Origin of the sequence: Rhodococcus sp. NPDC019647, assembly GCF_044389235.1 — a bacterium.
Taxonomy (GTDB): Bacteria; Actinomycetota; Actinomycetes; order Mycobacteriales; family Mycobacteriaceae; genus Rhodococcus_F; species Rhodococcus_F oxybenzonivorans.
In genome coordinates, this window is record NZ_JBIRXS010000014.1 from 47,648 (window position 1) to 63,067 (window position 15,420).

Annotated in this window: 13 protein-coding genes and 5 pseudogenes; 8 read left to right on the forward strand and 10 right to left on the reverse strand. The window is 63.4% G+C overall.

Annotated elements, in window-relative coordinates:
- Positions 1 to 5: 5 nt before the first annotated feature.
- Positions 6 to 485 (forward strand): cupin domain-containing protein, encoded by a 480-nt coding sequence (locus ACH49N_RS23140; protein WP_012687228.1) that lies wholly within the window; start codon positions 6 to 8, stop codon positions 483 to 485.
- A gap of 7 nt (positions 486 to 492) precedes the next feature.
- Complete coding sequence (locus tag ACH49N_RS23145) at positions 493 to 1,374, forward strand: VOC family protein (RefSeq protein WP_012687227.1); 882 nt, start codon at positions 493 to 495, stop codon at positions 1,372 to 1,374.
- Between the two features lie 76 nt (positions 1,375 to 1,450).
- On the opposite strand, the pseudogene ACH49N_RS23150 reads toward ACH49N_RS23145, so the two are convergent.
- Positions 1,451 to 1,961: pseudogene (locus tag ACH49N_RS23150) on the reverse strand (DUF6308 family protein).
- Positions 1,962 to 2,038: 77 nt separating this feature from the next.
- The gene (locus ACH49N_RS23155; protein ID WP_012687225.1) at positions 2,039 to 2,296 is read right to left on the reverse strand and encodes a hypothetical protein; all 258 of its coding nucleotides are present in this window, start codon (positions 2,294 to 2,296) and stop codon (positions 2,039 to 2,041) included.
- Positions 2,297 to 2,617: 321 nt separating this feature from the next.
- Here ACH49N_RS23155 and ACH49N_RS23160 point away from each other — a divergent pair, with 321 nt between their 5' ends.
- Complete coding sequence (locus ACH49N_RS23160) at positions 2,618 to 3,340, forward strand: hypothetical protein (RefSeq protein WP_012687224.1); 723 nt, start codon at positions 2,618 to 2,620, stop codon at positions 3,338 to 3,340.
- On the opposite strand, the gene ACH49N_RS23165 is transcribed toward ACH49N_RS23160, so the two are convergent.
- Entirely contained in the window at positions 3,287 to 3,745 is a 459-nt protein-coding gene (locus tag ACH49N_RS23165; RefSeq protein ID WP_012687223.1) for a hypothetical protein, read from the reverse strand. The two genes, ACH49N_RS23160 and ACH49N_RS23165, sit on opposite strands and share 54 nt — an antisense overlap.
- 101 nt (positions 3,746 to 3,846) lie before the next feature.
- On the reverse strand, positions 3,847 to 5,196 hold the full coding sequence (locus tag ACH49N_RS23170; RefSeq protein ID WP_358274832.1) for a hypothetical protein: 1,350 nt from the start codon (positions 5,194 to 5,196) through the stop codon (positions 3,847 to 3,849).
- Between the two features lie 454 nt (positions 5,197 to 5,650).
- Between ACH49N_RS23170 and ACH49N_RS23175 the strand changes: the two are divergent.
- A pseudogene (locus ACH49N_RS23175) lies at positions 5,651 to 6,426 on the forward strand (IS701 family transposase); the annotation flags it as partial.
- Between the two features lie 240 nt (positions 6,427 to 6,666).
- Here the strand turns inward: ACH49N_RS23175 and ACH49N_RS23180 are convergent.
- On the reverse strand, positions 6,667 to 7,491 hold the full coding sequence (locus ACH49N_RS23180) for an alpha/beta fold hydrolase (protein WP_011133506.1): 825 nt from the start codon (positions 7,489 to 7,491) through the stop codon (positions 6,667 to 6,669).
- A 181-nt stretch (positions 7,492 to 7,672) separates the two neighbouring features.
- Between ACH49N_RS23180 and ACH49N_RS23185 the strand changes: the two are divergent.
- The 3 genes and pseudogenes from ACH49N_RS23185 to ACH49N_RS23195 all read left to right on the forward strand — a co-directional run.
- Positions 7,673 to 7,991, forward strand: a pseudogene (locus ACH49N_RS23185) (transposase); the annotation flags it as partial.
- Between the two features lie 226 nt (positions 7,992 to 8,217).
- Positions 8,218 to 8,553 (forward strand): annotated as a pseudogene (locus ACH49N_RS23190) (alcohol dehydrogenase catalytic domain-containing protein); the annotation flags it as partial.
- Positions 8,554 to 8,607: 54 nt separating this feature from the next.
- Positions 8,608 to 9,201, forward strand: a complete 594-nt coding sequence (locus tag ACH49N_RS23195) for a zinc-binding dehydrogenase (protein WP_241769506.1) — start codon at positions 8,608 to 8,610, stop codon at positions 9,199 to 9,201.
- 4 nt (positions 9,202 to 9,205) lie between these two features.
- Here the strand turns inward: ACH49N_RS23195 and ACH49N_RS23200 are convergent.
- The 4 genes and pseudogenes from ACH49N_RS23200 to ACH49N_RS23215 form a co-directional block, all read right to left on the reverse strand.
- Positions 9,206 to 10,014, reverse strand: a pseudogene (locus ACH49N_RS23200) (transposase); the annotation flags it as partial.
- A 368-nt stretch (positions 10,015 to 10,382) separates the two neighbouring features.
- Positions 10,383 to 11,180, reverse strand: a complete 798-nt coding sequence (locus ACH49N_RS23205; RefSeq protein WP_012687216.1) for a DUF427 domain-containing protein — start codon at positions 11,178 to 11,180, stop codon at positions 10,383 to 10,385.
- Between the two features lie 353 nt (positions 11,181 to 11,533).
- On the reverse strand, positions 11,534 to 11,701 hold the full coding sequence (locus ACH49N_RS23210; protein WP_157792686.1) for a hypothetical protein: 168 nt from the start codon (positions 11,699 to 11,701) through the stop codon (positions 11,534 to 11,536).
- A 410-nt stretch (positions 11,702 to 12,111) separates the two neighbouring features.
- Positions 12,112 to 12,741 (reverse strand): enoyl-CoA hydratase/isomerase family protein, encoded by a 630-nt coding sequence (locus ACH49N_RS23215; RefSeq protein WP_005254541.1) that lies wholly within the window; start codon positions 12,739 to 12,741, stop codon positions 12,112 to 12,114.
- Between the two features lie 213 nt (positions 12,742 to 12,954).
- Here ACH49N_RS23215 and ACH49N_RS23220 point away from each other — a divergent pair, with 213 nt between their 5' ends.
- Positions 12,955 to 14,493, forward strand: a complete 1,539-nt coding sequence (locus tag ACH49N_RS23220; protein WP_005254542.1) for an AMP-binding protein — start codon at positions 12,955 to 12,957, stop codon at positions 14,491 to 14,493.
- Positions 14,494 to 14,534: 41 nt separating this feature from the next.
- Here the strand turns inward: ACH49N_RS23220 and ACH49N_RS23225 are convergent.
- Positions 14,535 to 15,411 (reverse strand): IS5 family transposase gene (locus ACH49N_RS23225; protein WP_397504779.1). Its coding sequence is split into 2 segments (ribosomal slippage): positions 14,535 to 15,065 and positions 15,067 to 15,411, totalling 876 coding nucleotides; the frame shifts between segments, so codons are not numbered across the junction.
- Positions 15,412 to 15,420 lie beyond the last annotated feature (9 nt).

Here is a 15,420-nt window from a genome sequence, read left to right on the forward strand (position 1 = left end):
AAAGAATGACGAATTTCGACGTGTGGATGGAAAAGCTGCACGACATGAAGGATTTCGACCCGGAGCGTTCGCTGCCGGACGGCCTGGTCACCGGCCCGGACAGCGCGCGCTGGCTCGAGGAGGAGATCACCGGCAACCCCAGCCGGGTCGGGGTACTCGCGGACGTGCCGGCGAAGTCCATGGAGTTCTACCTCCAGGAGATTCCGGCCGGAACGGCGACCGACCTTCAGCGGCACTTGCACGAATCCGTGCACTGCGTCGTTGACGGCAGCGGCTACTCCGAGATCGGCGGGAAGACCCTGCGCTGGACGGCAGGGGACTTCGTCTACACCCCGCCATGGGTCTGGCACCGGCACTACAACGACGGCACGACGAACGTCCGAATGATCCTCGTAGAGAACTCGCGGATGCTCGACAGCCTCGGCATCAATCGGCGGGAGAGCGCCGGAAATATCGCCTACCACGACAACATTGACAGGAGTTGATCCAATCATGGGAATCTCACAGGTGTCCCACGCCGAACTCGCCGTAGGCGACCTCGAAGAAGCGGTCGGCCTTCACGTCGACGTGCTCGGCATGAAGGAACTCGGCCGGTCCGACGGTTCCGTCCGGCTCACCGCGGGCGTCGACGAAAGGTGCGACCTGGTACTGACCTCGGGTGGCACCGGCGTTCGCCGGTTCGCCCTCAGGGTGGACTCGCACGACGACCTCGAGCACTACGGCAAACGCCTCGCCAACGCCGGCGTCGAACACAGCACCCGCAGCGACGAGGATCCCGGCGTGAGCCAGTCCTTGCAGTTCCGGACGCCGACCGGCCACGTGATGGAGCTGTCACTGCTCACCGACGCCGAGGGGCCGCAGTACATTCATCCGGCGCGAGCCGCCCATCGCGGCGGGATCCGGGCACTGGACTTCGACCACATCACACTCCAGGCGCAGGACCCGAAACCACTGGTCGAGTTCATGGTCGACATCCTGGACTTCCAGATCTCCGACATCTTCGCTCCCGCACCCGGCGTGATGGGTGCTGCCTGGCTCCGCGCCAGCGACCTGCACCACGACGTGGCAATCATCTCCACACCCGAGCCCGGAAAGTCGCTGCACCACTATGCCCTGGGAATGGAGTCCTTCGACCACCTCAAGGTGGCCGCTGACGAACTCGCACGGCACGGTGTGCCGATCGAGACCGGACCCGGCCGTCACGGTGTGGGCGCCAACCTCTACACATATTTCTGGGTCGCGGGTAACCGTTACGAACTGTCCGCGGAAATGCCCCGGGTGCGCCCCGGTGCGCCCGGAATGTGGGACAACTTCCCGAAGGCGTTCAGCCCCTGGGGCCTGACCCCACCCGAGTCGTTCGGACACGCCTCCTAGGGAACCGGTGCCGCCCTTGACCTTCCCCGTCAGCGGCGGCACCGGCACCAATGCCTTGCACAGGTCGATCAATGCATCAAGGGGCGGATCCCGATCCGCCCATTCCAAGGTGAGGAGACCCGCGAGCTGGCGGACTTCTCCGTGAGTCCCAGATCGGATACAGCCGGGGACGTTTGCGGGCGATCAACTTCGTCGCCTTCCTTCGTCCAATCCCCGGCAGCGCCCACAGGGCCGTTTCCAGGTCCCAGGCGGGCCATCCCGGGGTCAGCGGTTCCGGTTCGTCGAACCAGGTCCCGGTCCGGGCCTATCGCCGTCAGAAAGGCGTTCAGCGCCTCGGACTGGGTGTCGAGGATCGTCCGCGCCGCTTTCGGGGGGACCTGCACGGACAGGAACGTCACCGCGACCAGGTCGTCCGCGGTGAACCGGTCCGCCTCCCCGGCCCGATTACCGGTGCTGGACCAGGAGTCGAAGTGCGCGCCGACGTAGGCGTCGTCGCCCAGGTACGGGCGGTCGTAATACTTCGTCAGTGCCTCGATCGCCGCGGCGTCCGAGTCGGTGGCGAGGGTGGTCGGCAGCCGCAATGTCATACCCCGCACCCCCTCACCCCCCAGGTGCCGGCGACCGGGAACCGAACCGAGGTGGGCGCTACGCGCCGGGCCCGGAATCAGGGGCGGTGTCCGGCCGCGGCGCGGCCGCCGGCGGTCTCCGGCAGAAGCGTGCGGGCCTTCTCCGCCAGGTCCGGCAGGCCGAGCGCATCGAGCCAATCACCGTAGGCCCGCGCCAGGGCGGCCAGGGCGAATTCCTCGTCCACCAGCACCACCGGACTGGTGGGATACGCGACCCGCGCCACGAACCGGGCGATCTCGTCGGCGGACGTTGTGTGGACAGTATCGCGTTGTGGGCGTGGCCCTTCGGACGTCACAGGGACGTTTCATCTGCCCAGTTCAGTGATAGGAATGCGCGGTGATCGATGCGCGCAAAGGATGGCCTGAAGGCGAGTGCACCACCACTGGCTTCTTCGACGGCATGGACCGCTCGAGGACTGCGAACCCGCCGCCCGGACCACCCGAAACAGCCAGCACCCGGGGGTCGGGGGCAGGCATGGTTCTCGCCCTCCCACCTCGACGTTGCGGGCATGATTTAAGCTCCAGACCAGCCCGTCTCCGTCAACGGCGAGATCGATCACCCAGGTATCGGTGCCATCCAGGGCCCACCTGACACCTGACCGAAGTACGTTCGTCAGATGTCCACACGAATCGCTGTGTCGATAAACCTGGGACCGAATGCTCCCATCCAGATCCTCAGCGCGGCCCTATCCGATCTCAACACCATTTGCGCGCTGAGCACTGACCTGGAGAAACAGATCACGCGCGCAAACATGCTCTATAGGTTCAACTCAGAAGATTTGTGGTATCGACTGATGGTCGACAAGAGGTTCAACCCTCCCAGCGGATGGAAGAATCTCGCCGACATCGAAAGAGAGGTTTACTTCCTAAGCCTAGGTCCGTTACAGGATCTTGCCAGGAATGCCGTCGAGGCAGAGATAAGTCGAATCATCAACGAACGAGGCTGGGCCTCCGACGGGGAGATATACGTCACCAGCCTCACTTATGCCAACCCCCTCGACGCAGTACTCACCGCCATCAGCGCTGCAGGCATACGACCCGCTGGCGAAATTCTCTACCGGATCCTTGTACTGATCCGCGATTGGAAACAAGACCGGCGCCGAAAGCGCCTTTCAAACGATGACTACGAAGACCAAATCCAGACTCGGAAGCTGATACGCGCCCACGTCACCAAGCAACTCATCGAGGATGGGGTCTCGCTCAGCCCCGAAATAATCAATTCACTCTTCACCGACGACCGCACCGATGCGTTCGCTCAACTCAGCCGCGCACAGTTGTCGATCGAATCAACCCGCGTCGAGGACGCCCGAGACGATTCCTCCCCCACAGAAGAGGCGTAGCTGAGCATCCCTGGGGACAGCGGGGCAGGCGGCGGGGAACCGTACTGGGGCGGTCTCCTGTCGCCGCGGCCGGTGCGCGCGCCGAATCCGGTCGTTTCGGGGCAGGCGCGTGCGGGCCTTCCCCGCCAGATCCGGCAGGCCCAGCGCGCCGAGCCAATCACCGTAGGCCCGCGCCGGGGCGATCAGGGCCAGCTCCTCGTCCACCAGCACCACCGGACACGTGGGGTACGCGACCCGAACCACGAACCGCGCGATCTCGTCGGCGGTCAAGATCTCCCCGAGCGGCGGGAGGTCCAAGGCGTCGGTGAGGCGGTCGAAATCGGCGGTGGTAAGCACCCGCAGCGACCGCAACCGCCACGGGTAGGTCCCCAGGACCGCCAGCACCGTCGAGGTGGCCTGCCACACCGATTCCGCGGGGATGGTAAACGACCTCGGCGTGGCCGAGCTCCGAACGCGCGGCCGTGCCGCGCGGCGTTGAGCCCGAAAGTTATTCGGATGTCGTCGCTCTATTTCATGTTTGAGGGAACCGTGCGGTTTCCGGGCAGTTCCACGATGACAACGTGGCGAGGGTGGGCGCTTCCAGCGATTGTCGTGGTGGTGTGTGTGACCAGGTCGCTGAGGTGTGGAGGTGCGCCCTTGCCGTCACCGAGGCGGAGGATTATGAGGAATCCTATACGAATGTCGCCGCCTTGATAGGAGACTGTTTGCTGTATGTAGGCGGTCTTGGCGGCCTGTCGTGCTTTGGTCGCGTCTGCCTTTAGTTCTAGGTAGATGTGGAAGGCGCCGAAGCCGACTTGAATATCGGCTCGACCGCCGGCAACATTCGTTAGTTCGATTTGGGCGAATCCGGCCAGACCACTACCCACGAGATAGTCGAACAGGTCCAGGTGTAAGTCGTTTTCACTCGCGTTTGGCTTGTAAAGGTAGGGTTTGTACTTTTTCTCGATGTTGATGCGCGAGTGTAGAAATCGGACGAGGAGTTCGAGGACGTAGTCGACCTTGTCCTTGATATCGCCCTTGTAGTCCGGGCTAGCGCTGAGGTTGTCTTTGATCCTCTCGCATACCGCGGAGATGGCTACATGTTGGAAGGGGCCCCGGGAGTCTCGCGCGTCGGTGATTCCGATCGCAAGGGTCTTTAGGATTTCGGGATCGAGTTCGGCGATAGCGTTGGGCACGTTTCCGCCGCCGAACAGGTCAGCGAGCGGGGGCGGAAGCGGCGCCGACGCCCCAACAGTTTTTCCCGGCGGCTCATGCTTCGCGACCTGGTCGCGGGCCGCTTCTAAGACAATCCGCGCGACAGGAAGAACCTCCCCCGCCCGCCCGTGGCTATTCGATTGCGGGTTGTCGACGCACTTTTGCAGTTCATCGACGTGGTCTTCGAGATTGCGGAGTAATCCAGCGCGGGCAGCGAAGCTGCCGACGATCGGCGGCTGAAGCATTCTCCGCACACCGTCGAGATCGGATTCGCGGGCGACGACTTCGACCGCCCGAGAGGCGGTGTAGATGTCGAGGATGTCGTCGAGCACGACGGCTGCGCGGTAGATGCTTGCGCGTTCAAGGTGGGTTCGCAGGAACAGCAGATCTTGGGCGAGGCGCCCCCACCCGGTGAGGACACTTTGTTTGCGGTCTCCCACCCAGTGGTGGAGCCCGTGTGCACCGATTCGGTAGCGCGTCACGAGATGTTCCAGTTCAGCGACCGCAGAAGGTTCGATCGGCCACTCGCCGGTGCTGGACTCGGTAACACCAGTAAGGAAGTCACTGAGGATCTTCAGCGTCGAGTCGAGAACGATGGCATCGATCGCATCCTCGTTACCCGTGATTGGCGCCAGAGCGGTTCTGGCCCGGCCGATGTGCATGAGGGTGTCGCGGGCCGACGATGCGCGTAAAACTCGGGCGAGTTCGATGGTGGCTGTGGCCCACGCTGCATCGAGTGCGATATCGATGGTCTGTTGGTGCGCAGTCTGGGTAGTGTGGTCGTCGTGGACTGCACCGGGACGGGGTGCGCGTGCCCCGGTTAGCACCTGGATGGATTCGACGAGGTTGTCGTCGAGTTCCCAGTGGTCGAACGCGGTGGCGATTGCACGAACCATCGCCTGTGCGTAGCGCCGCGGTTGTGGTTGCTTGATGTCCTCGAAGAGGATGAATAGGCGATTCTTGGATCCATACTCGGAGAGGGTCAGTCGCAGATACGTTTCCAGAGCGTCGGCATGTCTTGCAATGACGGCGGGGGTTGATTCGTTGCGAGGGTCTGGGGCAGCAGCTAGCTCGTATACGCGCGCCGCCAGTTCGCCTCCGCTCATCGCGAGGATCGGGCGCGTGGAGAATTGTCAGATCGGGGTGTTCCTCGCCTACGCGTCCGGCGCCGGGCACGCGCTCATCGACCGGGAGCTCTACCTCCCCGAGTCCTGGACCTCCGACCGGGACCGGTGCCGCGCCGCCGGGATCGGCGACGAGGTGAAGTTCGCGACCAAACCCGTTCTGGCGCAGCACATGATCGAACGCGCCCTCGACGCACAGGTCCCATTCTCCTGGGCCACCGCCGACGAAGCCTACGGGCAGGTGAAGTACCTGCGGGTCTGGCTCGAGGAACGCGACATTTCCTACGTGCTGGCCACCCGCCTGGGCGGCGACGTGTTCACCCCGGATGGCCGCGCCGGCCGCGCCGACGAGATGATCGCCGCGATCCCGCCGAAACAGTGGCGCCGCATCTCCGCCGGCGACGGCGCCCACGGCCGACGCGAGTACTCCTGGGTCCGGATCCCGATCCGGATCGCCTGGGCACCCGGGCGCGGGCACTGGTTGCTCGCCCGCCGATCACTGTCGGATCCGACCGAGATCGCGTACTACATCTGCGCCGGACCCCGCCGCACCACGCTCACCGAACTCGCCACCGTCGCCGGCTCGCGGTGGCGGGTCGAGGAATGCTTCCAACAGGCCAAGAACGAGGCCGGCCTCGACCAGTCTAGGTACGCACCTACCGGGCCTGGTACGCCCACATCACCCTGTCGATGCTCGCCCTCGCCTGGCTCGCAGGCACGAAAACCGAAGCCATAAAAGGGGAATCGGAACCGATGATCAGGACATGATCGGCTACACGGTACCCGAGATCCGCCGCCTACTCGTGTATCTGATCCTGCGACACGCCCACCCCGACGAGCACACCTGGTCCTGGTCACACTGGCGGAGACGCCGACAACACCAGGCCCGCACCTCCCACTATCGAACCCGCGGTCACCTGCCATAAGTGCCGTTGCAGTACTAGCCCACGCACTCCCCGGGGGCCGGGAATGAACGGGAACACGCAACCCAAGGCATGCGATATTGGGCTAGTTGGCGAGGAAGTCGTTGAGTAGCTGGTTGAACTTCTCGGCCCATTCGATCTGTGTCCAGTGTCCAGAGCGGCCGAAGACGTGTAGCTGGGCCTTGGGGATGACTTCCATGAGTCGAATGGAGCTCGACAGTGGTACGACGCGGTCCTCGCGGCCGTGAATGACGAGCGTTTCATGAGGCAGGCGTGCCAGGTCCTCCTCGGGAGTGACCAGTGCATCCACGCCGTTCTGCCGCGGTTCGGGAAACATCGTGGAAAATGCCTCCTGAATGCCCGGTTCGATGCTCGCGCGGTACCGCACTTCGGCCAGCTCGTCGGTCACGAGCTCGCGCGAGTACGCGAAGATGTCGAGCAGTCGACGCATGTTCTCAATCGATGGCTGGTAACCCCATGCCGCATCGAGGCCATCGGTGAGCGGGAAGGAAACACCCGCACTGCCCATGAGCGCCAGCCGCCCGACACGCTCCGGGTGCTGCGTGGCGACCCGCAGCGCGATTGCCCCGCCGAAGCTGTTGCCAACCAGGGACGCCCGCTCAATGCCGTGCGCGTCAAGGAAACCCACCACCTGGTCTGCCCAGGTCTTGAGGTCATACACCACGCCAGGGGGCCGTTCGGTCCCACCGAACCCGACCATATCGGGGGCAAGCACGCGGAACCGTTCCGCGAGTGCCGGGATCGTGAGCCGCCAGTTCGCATAGGCAGTGACCCCCGGACCCGACCCGTGGATCAGCACGACAGGAGGACCGCTACCAGCCTCGAGGTAGTTCGTCCTGATACCGTTCGCGACGATTGAATTATCCTCTGGGGGCACTTCCGTGCTCATAACTTTCCCTCCGACCGAGCTTGCCGTGGCGCTGTTTTGACCAGTGTGGGCTTGGTCCCAATCCCGGACATCCGTAAAAACTACGGAATACCCACGCATCGAAGTCAGTCCACCGAGTACTCCAAGGGTGAGTCCCATGGGGTGGTGTAAATCGGGTTCCGCGAATCGGTGACAGTGTCAATCCGAGATGGTCGCGGCCGCTGTACGCGTCATTTTCAGCCAGCCGACGGGGGCCGCTGGTGCGTGATCGTGTCGCTACCGTCGCAGTGATGTTGGAATCTCAATTCCCCACGGTGGCAGCGATGTTAAACGAATGCAAAGGAGGAGACCACGGCGTTCGCGGACCTCCCGGAGGCACACTGGCGCAAGATATGGTCGACCAAATCATCGAGCGCCTGAATAAAGAGGTCAAACGTCGAACCGACGTCGTCGGTATCTTCCCCAACCCTGCAGCGCTGCTGCGTCTGGCGAGGTGTGTGTTGATCGAGGCGCACGACGAGTGACAGGTATCCCAACGCCGCTACCTGTCCGAGGAATCCACTGCCGGGCTCCGCCCGCCTGCGCCGACAGTCATCGCGGCTGACGCACCCGCCCAGGCGATGGTGCTGGACGAAACAACCACACTTACGGCATACTCCCCAACATCACAGTTCCCGGCGCACAACGATTTACACCACTTCACGGGGCTCTATCCCTACCCGATCGAACGGCAGTTAAGAAATGCAGATGCGCGCAGCGACGTACCACAAGTCCGGAGAGGCTTCCGATGTTCTCTCCATCATCCAATGCGAGAAGCCTGAACCGGGTCCCGGGCAGGTTCTCGTTCGAGTCTCCTTTTCCGCAGTGAATCCCTCTGATGTAAAGACCCGCAGCGGCAAGACTCCGCGCCCGATAGACGACTTCCAAATTCCTCATATGGACGGGTGCGGTCGGATAGTTGCAGTGGGACCAGGAGTCCATGAAGGCCGTATCGGCCAACGTGTATGGCTTTGGCTTGCGGCGCTGGGCAGCAGATGGGGTACGGCCGCCGAATATACCCTCGTTCCCGCGAATCAAGCCGTGGCGTTGCCCGACTCAGCTTCCGACGAACTGGGTGCGTGTCTGGGAATTCCGGCCATGACCGCCCACGAGTGCCTACTGCATGCAGGACCGGTGACGCACAAGAAAGTCTTGATTGCAGGTGGCGCCGGCGCTGTAGGCCACTTCGCGATCGAACTCGCGCGATGGGCGGGTGCCACTGTCATCGCTACAGTGAGCACGCCCGACAAAGCTAAACTCGCACGACAGGCAGGCGCAGACTTCGTCGTAAATTACCGCGACGACGACGTTGCCGACCAGATCACAGCCTTCACCAACGGCGTGGACATCTTTGTAGAAGTCGCCATCGTGGACAACTGGAACATCGACCTAGCTGTCGCGGCACCTGGTGCAAGCATCGCCACCTATGCCACCGACGGTCGCGAACTCTCGATCCCTATCCGCGAGTGCATGGCTGCAGGTCTCGGGCTCCGTTTCTTCCTTCTTTATACACATAGTCGTTCAGCCCTCTCCCTCGCCGCGCAGAGCATCACCGACGCACTTGCCGAGCAGGCACTAACCCCACTGCCTCATCTCACGTTCCCGCTAGATGAAATCGCTTTAGCTCACGAAGCAGTCGAGAACGGTGAGTCGAGAAAAGTTCTACTTGACCTTCGTGACTCCGATACATGACGGTCGCGTTGGTCGAGCGCAGCGTACGGGCGAGAGTGGGCGGCACACCCAATCGCAGCACCGTGAGTGTCCCGTCGCGTCCCTCGCGCAGGCTCGCGGCCGCCGCGAGATGGGTACGGTCGAGTTCCTTCGCCAGGGCGGGCAGCGCGGCCTCGGCCTCGAGCGCCGAATCGGCATGGTTGGTGTCCGCCATATTCCGCCCGACACTGCTCCGAAGTCGTCGCGGCAGATGATTTTTCACGTCTCGTATCTTGTGTAGCTGACAATGTTGGATCACCGGGTGATCGAGGACGTCGACCACCGCCTTACGCAACCAGCGTCGCGTTCTCCGTCGAGCTCTCCACCAGCGCCAACGGGTGCTTGTCCCCGTCGATATCGATGCCCAGGGCGACGATGCAGCACGACTCGGCGTAGTGGACCCCGTCGATCATCAACGCTACCAGATCCAGCCCGGACAGGTCCGCGGCGAGCAGCTCAGTCAGGGCGGCTTCGGTCAACTTCACGAACCTGCGTGAGACGGCGGACTTGCTTGTCGCCGAGAATGTCTCGGCGGCTCGCCGTCCGACCGGTTCGAGACCGGCTGTGTAGCGGCGGGTCGAGAGCCCGGCGAGCATCTCCTCCATCGCCATCTTCCCCAGGATCTCGGTGGAGGTGACCAGCTCGTACGACGGGGTGGGCCGTTCCCCGGCGCTGTCGGCGGCCCGCACCCGCGGCCGGGTCACGGGCATCCGACGCCCGCTGAGGGTCACCGAGCCGCGTTCGCGGCCATGGCGCACCCGCGATGCGCTGCCGGTCGCGACGGCCTCTCGGCCCGGCCGGGGCGGTCACCTCGGCGTCCATCATCGCCTGCATCGCCTGCAGGCCGCCGACGGCGGCCCTCGTGCATGTTTCGGCGATCTTGGCCATCGCCACGCTCACCCGCTCCGGGATCGCGGGCACGGTCTGGTTCTGGCTATTCTTCTTCACGGCGGTCCCCTGCTGTCGGAGTTCTTGGAGGAACGCCCGACACTTACGACATGGCAGGTCTCGAGCTGGGGACCGCCACCTCAACTTCTACGACGCCCGGGGCAACTCCGGGATCATGCCGGGCCAGGACTACATCGCGAAACCCGCACCACCCGACCGAAACCAGAGCAAACGACCATGAACCGGCCGCAGCGACACCGGTCAAGGTACGAAGTTCACAGAGGCGTCGGACAGCCCTCCACCGGGGCGCCGTCGACGACGATCCTGGCGCCGTCGGGGTAGAACGACACGTGGTCGCCGATGCCCGAAGCCTCCGCGGTCGTGAACGGGTAGTACCAGGCGGCGTCCTCGACGGGGTCGCTGTCGTCCGATCCGGTGAACGACAGGTACGAGGCCGTGCCCTTGTACGGGCAGGAGGTCTTGGCGTCGGAGCCGGTGAAGAACTCGGAGCGGACGTCGATGCGAGGGATGTAGTAGCGAACTGGTAGTGAGGTCTCGAACAGCAAGCGTGGATGGGTGGTGTCGGCGACGAGGGTGTCGCCGATAAAGACCTCCACGTGCCGGGAGGACGGCAGGACGTCGACGCGGAAGTAAGGGTCGCGCGGGTGCACGAACACCTGCTGATCCTCCTCGTACCAGGCGTCCATCTTGTGCCAGTAGAAAGCGACATACCAGCTGAGATCGAGGGAGTCCTTCAGCGGTTCGTCGTAACCCCACAGCGACCGCTCGGCCCGCCGATCGTCGACGACGAGATCCCAGTACCTGGCCTTGCCTTTCCACGGGCACCACGTGGTGGCGTCGAGGGGCTCGAGGGAGTCGGTGCGCACGTCGTCGCGGGGGATGTAGTAGACCGGCAGGTGCCCCTTCTCGAACAGGTACACCGCGCGGGTGGTGTCCGCGATCACGTGACCTGCGAAGAACACCCGGATTCGTTTGTGGTTGCGTTCGAGCGAGATGCGGCCGTTCACGCCGGACTGCTGGACCTCGGCAGCGTGCGTCAGAGCTATGGACATCGACTTCTCCAAAGTTCGTGGGTGGGTCGGGCGCTCCGCGCCCTACCGGGTGATCGTGTTGATCAACTCGAAGACGGCGGGCGGAGGGATCTGATGAGGTAGCTTCGGTCGGATCACCTCGTCGAAGGGTTGTCGTGGACGTCCCGGGATTCCCAGATCTCGGAGACAGTCAAGCCGTCCCCCCAGGAAATGCGTAGTCGGCGATGGGAACAAACTCTCTCACGCCCGATCGCTCCGACGACAATCAGCACTCCGGTCATAACGAATGCGCAGTTCATCACCGCGTGTTGGGCCCTAAATAGTGTGGTGTACAGCATATTTCACGATCGGAGCGCCGTGAAACAGGCCTGGCGCTATCTGTCCGATAACGTGCTCTGCGGTCCGGCCTGCGCCAACCGACCAGTGGGCGTCTCGTCCAGGTCTGCGGTACCGGCGATGTCGTTGTCGACGAGCGAGATGTACCTGCCGTCGGCCGCGACGCCAGCCAGAGTGAGGAGGGTTGTGAAGATTCGGTCGAGCATGACGTGGACCTCTCAGTACGTTCCGGCGGTAGGCCGGATTGATTGCAAACTGCACGGACAGAACGTGATAGCGCGCGGATATGCGGGATCGTCGGTCGCCAGGTGTCGCTGACACCCGGTTCTTGTCCGTCAGCTACGGGCCGCCGACCCGACAACATCAGGGGCCAAAACGTGATGGTTGGCGGCGAGTGGCAGGATCGTGTGCTGCCAGTTCGCCCAAGCTGACACCCCCGGTCCAGGGTCCGTGCAACAGCAACACGGGATCGCCGGGTCCTGCCTTGTGATAGTGCGTCGTGATGCCGTCTACGTCGATCGTGTGGCTGGAACTCCCTATCGTCGTGACAGTCATGCGCGGTGTCTTCCGTAGAAGATTGCAGTCATTGGGGAAGTAAGGGGTCAGGAGTCGACGGTCATGCCCTGTGGGCAAGGCGTTCGGCGGTACCTCGCAGCGACGCCAGCGGGACCACTTCGTGAACCAGGCCCGCATGGTGCGCTTGTAATGCCGTCACAGGGTTGTGCACGGTCGGGTTTGTGGCGCAGATCGTGCGAAGTCCTGCTGGCAATCCACCCTCCCTGTTGCTCACATCATCTGCAGGGGTGAAACGAGGCGGCTCGAAGAAGGAGGCGTTGCTGGACGCGACGACGACATCGGCATCACGCAAGAATCGGAATGATTCTCGACAGGCGATGCCGTTCACGGTCACGATCAGGTGTTTGTCGACGCCGCATTCCTTCGGGCTGATGGCAAAAGCTTCCCATCCCAGGGCGTTGCCGCCGCAGGAAAGTGGCTGGGGCGGGTCTTCTGCGTCGAACCCCATGCAGAATGCTTCGACACCAGCCGCGGACACGATGATCGAGTGGATGCTCGCGTCGTCCCGAACCAGCGACCACAGCTGCTGTAGCCGCTTGGCCATGGTCGCATTGATGGCATTGAGCGCAGTGGTCCGATTCAACGTCACGCGCAACACTCCGTCGTGCTGATCGCACAGCACGCGGCTGTAGGTGTCCTCTTCTGCCGCAACGAGGTTTGGCAGCACCATCACAACCTCCGGTTCCTGTCGATCCACTGTTCGACACGGCTTCGTGTGCGTGCTCAACAGTGCGGCGACAGATCGTGTTCCACCATTCAACGATCCACGGCCGCCCACGAACATCCGGGAAAACTACGGAAGTTAACTCGGCTGCCGCTCGATACCGTGTGGTGTGGCCACGCGGTGTGGCAGTGACGTTGACGTTGTCGTGGAGGTGGACCGATGCACATCCCATTTACGGTTACAGACTTTCTGGAGCGGGGAGCGGCCGGTTTCCCTGACAGCGTGGCCGTGATCGACGAGCCGGAACAACCGGGCGAGTCGGTCGGGCAGGTGACTTTTCGGGAACTCGCCCACCGCGTGTGTGCCTGGCAAGCAGGATTCGACCGTCTGGGCATCAGGGTCGGCGAACGGGTCGCCGTCGTCAGCCACAATTCGGCCCGACTGCTCGAGCTCTTGTACGCGGTGCCGGCGAGCGGCCGGATTTGTGTTCCGATCAATTTCCGTCTGTCTCCGGCGGAGGTCGATTACATCGTCGGAGATTGCGGCGCGTCAGTGCTTCTTGTCGATCCCGAGCTGGAAGAGGCGTTGTCGGGTATCAAGGTTCGGCACCGGTTCGTACTCGGGAAGCACACAGACGCGGATCTGATGCGCTTCGATACGGAGCCGGCCCCCTGGGCGTCGCCCACGGAGGAGTCGACGGCAACAATCAACTACACCTCCGGCACCACCGCGCGCCCGAAGGGTGTCGAGATGACTCATCGTAATCTTTGGGTCAATGCCGTCACACTCGCGATGCACACCCGTGCGTGGGAACGCGATGTGTACATGCACACGTTGCCGATGTTCCACTGCAACGGTTGGGGGATGCCGTTCGGGATGGCGGGACTGGGCGCGAAGCAGATCGTGTTGCGCAAGGTCGACGGCACCGAAATCCTCCGGCGGGTGGAGGAACACGGTGTGACGTTGATGTGCGGGGCTCCGGCGGTGTGGAACGCGGTGCTCGATGCTGCCCGGTCCTGGCATGGAGAGATTCCTGGTCGCGATCGGGTGCGGGTGGTGTGCGCCGGCGCTCCTCCGCCCAGCCGTACCATCGCGCGCCTGAGCAGCGAGTTGGGGTGGGAACTGCAGCAGATCTACGGGCTCACGGAAACATCGCCGCTGCTGACTTTCAACCGGTCGCTGCCTGCGGATGACGGTCTTGATCTTGAGGAACGAGCGCACAGACTGACCCGCGCCGGACTTCCCGCCCTCGGTGCACGGCTTCATATCTCCAACTCGGGTGAAGTTCTGGCGCGTTCGAACGTCGTGATGAACGGATACTGGAACAACCCCGAGGCGACGGACGAGGCGCTGCGTGATGGTTGGTTCCACACGGGAGACGGCGGGATGATCGACGGCGAGGGCCAACTGACGATTTCCGACCGAAAGAAGGATGTGATCGTCACCGGTGGCGAGAATGTGTCGTCGATTGAGGTGGAGGAATGCATCTTCAGCCATCCCGGTGTGACCCAGGTCGCGGTGATCGGCGTACCGGACGAGAAATGGGGCGAGACCGTCAAGGCGCTGGTGGTCACCACGGGTCCCTCCACAGTCTCCGAGGCCGAGATCATCGCACACTGCAAGCAGCACCTGGCGGGCTACAAGGCGCCGACTTCGGTGGAGTTTCGTGACTCGATTCCACATACCGCGACGGGCAAGATCCAGAAGTTCAAGCTCCGAGCGCCGTATTGGGAAGGGTCGACGCGCGGCGTGAATTGACGCAGGCAGTCCGGCACAGTCTAGTTTCTAGAGCGTGTCTGCTATTTACGGACACGATGATGAATGACGAGCGCAGCGAAGAGTACGCCACCAAGGAAGGTGGTGGCGTACTTGTCGTATCGAGTGGCGATGCCACGCCACTGCTTGAGACGCCCGAAACCACGCTCGACGGCGTTGCGTTCGCGGTAGCGGTCCTTGTCGAACGCCGGCGGTCGACCCCCGTCCGATCCTTTCGTCTTGCGGCGTCGGATCTGGTCGCAGCGTTCGGGGATGGTGTGCGAGATTCTGCGTTCCCGCAGGTTCTTTCGGGTGCTCGGGTGCGAGTACGCCTTGTCGGCCAGCAGGCGGAACGCTGCGGTGTCGTGGGCGCGGTGCGCGTCGAGCAGCGGCGCCAGGTAGGGGTTGTCGCCTGCCTGTCCCGGCGAGAGCAGCAGCGTCAGCGGGCAGCAGAAGGTATCGGTGAGGGCGTGGATCTTGGTGCTCAGCCCGCCGCGGGAGCGGCCGAGTGCGTGGTCTGCGGGTTCGTTGGCCAGATTCTTGTCATTCGACCGAGCCCCCTGTGTGCGCATCGGTCAGGGCGCCAGCCGAATGTTGGTGTGCGCGGACAATCGTCGAGTCGATCGACAGCAGACGTTCGAGCTGTTCCTCTCGTTCGGGGGCTGCCGCCCGCACCGCGGCGAACATCCGAATGTAGGTGCCGTCGTCCGACCAGCGGCGATGCCGTTCCCAGATCGACTGCCACGGGCCGAAGTATTCGGGCAGATCGCGCCACGGTGATCCGGTTCGGAACCGCCAGGCGATTCCTTCCAGGGTCAACCGGTGGTCGTTCCACGGACGCCCCCTTCGGCCCGCCAGTGCGGGTAGGACGGGCTCGATCACAGCCCACAGGTCATCGGGGATCTCGTCGGCGCGCAACACATACCCAGC

Excerpts from the sequence above, each read along its gene's own strand:
- ACH49N_RS23140 (WP_012687228.1), top strand. The coding sequence starts at position 6 with ATGACGAATTTCGACGTGTGGATGGAAAAGCTGCACGACATGAAGGAT.
- ACH49N_RS23145 (WP_012687227.1), top strand. The coding sequence starts at position 493 with ATGGGAATCTCACAGGTGTCCCACGCCGAACTCGCCGTAGGCGACCTC.
- ACH49N_RS23160 (WP_012687224.1), top strand. The coding sequence starts at position 2,618 with ATGTCCACACGAATCGCTGTGTCGATAAACCTGGGACCGAATGCTCCC.
- ACH49N_RS23170 (WP_358274832.1), bottom strand. The coding sequence starts at position 5,196 with ATGCACATCGGCCGGGCCAGAACCGCTCTGGCGCCAATCACGGGTAAC.
- ACH49N_RS23180 (WP_011133506.1), bottom strand. The coding sequence starts at position 7,491 with ATGAGCACGGAAGTGCCCCCAGAGGATAATTCAATCGTCGCGAACGGT.
- ACH49N_RS23195 (WP_241769506.1), top strand. The coding sequence starts at position 8,608 with ATGACCGCCCACGAGTGCCTACTGCATGCAGGACCGGTGACGCACAAG.
- ACH49N_RS23205 (WP_012687216.1), bottom strand. The coding sequence starts at position 11,180 with ATGTCCATAGCTCTGACGCACGCTGCCGAGGTCCAGCAGTCCGGCGTG.
- ACH49N_RS23210 (WP_157792686.1), bottom strand. The coding sequence starts at position 11,701 with ATGCTCGACCGAATCTTCACAACCCTCCTCACTCTGGCTGGCGTCGCG.
- ACH49N_RS23215 (WP_005254541.1), bottom strand. The coding sequence starts at position 12,741 with ATGGTGCTGCCAAACCTCGTTGCGGCAGAAGAGGACACCTACAGCCGC.
- ACH49N_RS23220 (WP_005254542.1), top strand. The coding sequence starts at position 12,955 with ATGCACATCCCATTTACGGTTACAGACTTTCTGGAGCGGGGAGCGGCC.